Genomic DNA, 3370 nt, shown 5'->3' on the forward strand with positions numbered 1-3370 from the left:
GGCCCCCTCGATCGGCTCCCACGCCCGACCCACCCCCTCCTCTACGGCCGCCACCGCGTCCGCCGCATGCTGGGCCTGCCCCACGACGACTGGGACACCCTCGCCGACACCCTCCACTCCATGCCGGTCTCCCTGGACGAGCTGCACGACCCCAAGCGCGTGTGGTCCCTCGGCTCGGACAACCCGGCCGAACTGGAAGCCGAGATCTCCCGCCTCCACGCCGAACTCGGCGCCTACCGTGAGGCCCTCTCCCGCCCCTTCCCGGTCGCCATGCTCCACTGGCCCGCCGACGAACTGACGGAACTCCTCGCCGCCTACCCGTCCCTCTCCGCCGAGTACCCGTCGTACGAGGAGCACCTGTCCGCGATAGAGGCCGCGCTGAGGGAGCTGGAGTCCTCCGGCACGCGCAACCTGGGAGTCGTACGGGGCACGGTCCCGTCCTACGAGGCGTTCGCGGCGTCGGAGGGGGCGTTTCCCGAGGACGCGGCGCTGTTGCCGCAGTATGCGACGACCCTGGGGGCGCGGGGGCGGGCGGTGGCCTGGCCGCCGCAGCGGGGAGCCGGGTGCTGGTGCGGGTCGGGTCGCGTCTACGCGGAATGTCACGGCACCTCGCACATTCGAGGGTGAGAGCGGTAGTTTTCACCGAGAGGACGATCATCGATCGTGACCACTCGAGTGCGCGAGGCTCCAGACAGTGAACAGCGTGACACCCTCTTCCGCCGAGGTCTCGGCCCGTATGCGCAGGCAGGCGAGCAAGGACACCGGGGTCGAGTTGGCCGTACGCCGACTGCTGCACGCTGCCGGGCTGCGCTACCGGATCGAGTACCCCGTCCCGGGCATGCCCCGGCGACGGATCGACGTGGCCTTTCCGAAGGCCAAGGTGGCCGTGCTGATCGACGGGTGCTTCTGGCACGGCTGTCCCCAACACGCCACACAGCCCAAGGCCAACGCTGAGTGGTGGCGTCGGAAGCTGGACCGGAACATGGCCCGGGACCGGGAGACCACGAAGCATCTGACGGCGGCGGGGTGGACGGTACTGCGGTTCTGGGAGCATCTGCCACCCGGTGAGGTGGCGGCGGCGGTACAGGCCGCCGTCGACAGGGAGAAGCGGCTGCGGGGGCGCCGCGGGGAGAGCGCGCAGTCGCAGGACCGCGCGTGAGGTGAAGGAAGAAGAGGGGGGTCATGACCGACCGTTTGGCTTTCGTGGACGTCTGCTCGGGGGCGGGCGGCCTGGCGTCGGGGTTGGAGAGCGCCGGTTTCGCACCGGTGCTGTTGCTCGACAACAAGCCGCAGGCGTGCGAGACGCTGCGGACCAACCGGCCGCAGTGGAACGTCGTCTGCGAGGACCTGTTCGACTTCGTGCCGGACGAGCATCCGGAAACCCTGGACGTCGATCTGCTCTCGGCGGGGCTGCCGAGGGTGAAGTCGTCGGCCGCCGTGGCACGTGTCGACAGCGAGCCCGAACTGCGGCTGCTCAAGGCCGCGGTCTACCTCGCGCACGGCATCCAGCCGCGCGCCCTGCTGCTGGAGAACCTGCCCGCGCTCGTCGACTCGCCCGTGTACGCGGAGGTCCGGTCGTTCGTCGAGGAGGAGCTGGCTCACCTCGGGTACGGACACCGCTGGTTCGTCCTGAACGCCGCGGACTTCGGCGTCCCCCAGGAACGGTTGCAGGGTGTCCTCGTCGCGATCAAGAAGCCGTGGTTCGATGCCTTCGATCCGCCCGTCCCGACGGTGAGCGAGCACGTCTCGCTCGGCGACGCGCTGCGCCGGTCCATGGGCGCGCGGGGTTGGCCGGAGGCCGACGCCTGGGCCGACCAGGCCCGAGCCGTGGCGCCGACCCTCGTCGGGGGTTCGGACAACCGGGGCGGGCCGGACGTCGGCCCGACCGGCACCAAGAAGGCCTTCGCGCGCATGGGCGTGAACGGCAACGTGTTCGCCGACGAAGTGCCCGGGCCGGACTACACATGGCCGCGTTCGGACGACGTCACCGAGATGTTGAAGATCACGGTCGACCAGGCCGCCGTGCTCCAGTCGTTCCCGCCGGAGTGGCGGATCACCGGCCTGAAGACGGCGCGGTACCGGCAGATCGGCCACGCGACCCCGCCGCCGGTGGGCAGGGCGCTGGGTGAGGCCATCGGAGCCGCGCTGCGGGCGCCCGCCCGTGCCTGAGCAGGACGGGAAAGGCACCCCTGAACGCCGGCTACACTTCAAGCCCATGAGCCATGTCACGAGCCCACCGCCCTCACCTGCGGGTTTCCGCATATTGGACCTTTTCGCGGGACCAGGTGGGCTCGATGTGGCAGCGGACGTCCTGGGCCACCAGATCACCGGGATCGAGTGGGACCCGGACGCGTGCGCCACGCGTGCGGCCGCGGGGATGGACACGTTCCGCGGCGATGTGCGGCAGTACAGCGCGGCGCTTTTCCCGCACGCCCAGGTGCTGACGGGAGGCCCACCGTGCCAGACCTTCACCGTGGCCGGGCACGGCGCCGGTCGCAGGGCGCTGGACGAGGTGCTGCGATACATCGAACGACTGCACGACGCCGTGCGCCCGGCCGGCGCCCAGTGGGAGGACATCCTCCGCACCTGGCAGGGGATCACCGAGGAACTGGCGGAGAAAGCGGCCCGGGCAAAGGAAGTCAGGGAAGAGAAGCGCAGGATCGAGGCCCTGCGGTCCGCCGAACGCAAGGTGATCAAGGAAAGCCTCGAACGCCGGCGCAGTCCTCGGGAGAAGATCGAGCGTGTCCTGAAGGCGCTGAGGGCCTCGAGGGAACTGGCCGCCGAGGACGCGGATCTGGAGCCGCTGGTCGAGCAGTACAACACCCTTGGAACGGTGCTGCACGGCCTCAAGGCACAACTCGAGAAGCTGGGTGACGAGCGGACGGGGCTGGTCCTCCAGCCGTTGTGGTGGGTGATCGAACGGAGTCGACGCCCCGGGCTGGCACCGTACGAGGCCGTGATCCTGGAGCAGGTCCCCGCCGTGATGCCGGTCTGGGAGAAGTACACCCACGTGCTCGCCACCCTCGGCTACCGGACGAGGACGCAGTTGATGTACACCGAGGCGTTCGGGGTTCCGCAGACCCGCAAGCGCGCGGTGCTCATGGCCAGGCTCGGCGAGACCGACATCCCCGAGATCGTCGAGACCCACGAGCGCTACCGTCCTCGGACCGTGCCCACCGGGTCCTCGTCCTCGACGGCGACGGACCGCGTGGACACACTCCTCTGGGACAGCGAGGGGAACGACAGGACGCCGAAGGAGGCCTGGGTGTCCATGGAGACGGCGCTCAAGAAGGCACGGAGCCTGATGCCCGAACTGCCGGACCGTCCGGCCTTCACGGTCGTCTCCAACTACGGGACGGGCGGTGATCCC

4 protein-coding genes are annotated in these 3370 nt (G+C 70.0%); all 4 read left to right on the plus strand.

Annotated elements, in window-relative coordinates; genetic code table 11:
• Positions 1 to 627: SEC-C metal-binding domain-containing protein (locus tag RIF68_RS31675; protein ID WP_309054708.1), on the plus strand; the 627-nt coding region annotated here is incomplete at its 5' end.
• Positions 628 to 736: 109 nt separating this feature from the next.
• A complete protein-coding gene (locus RIF68_RS31680; RefSeq protein ID WP_375165762.1) occupies positions 737 to 1159 on the plus strand; it encodes a very short patch repair endonuclease in 423 nt (140 codons plus the stop codon).
• 23 nt (positions 1160 to 1182) lie between these two features.
• Entirely contained in the window at positions 1183 to 2169 is a 987-nt protein-coding gene (locus RIF68_RS31685; protein ID WP_309054710.1) for a DNA cytosine methyltransferase, read from the plus strand.
• 46 nt (positions 2170 to 2215) lie between these two features.
• Positions 2216 to 3370 (plus strand): DNA cytosine methyltransferase (locus tag RIF68_RS31690; RefSeq protein ID WP_309054711.1); only part of this gene is annotated, 1155 nt, incomplete at its 3' end.

Source organism: Streptomyces sp. (assembly GCF_031178505.1).
Lineage (GTDB): Bacteria > Actinomycetota > Actinomycetes > Streptomycetales > Streptomycetaceae > Streptomyces > Streptomyces gulbargensis.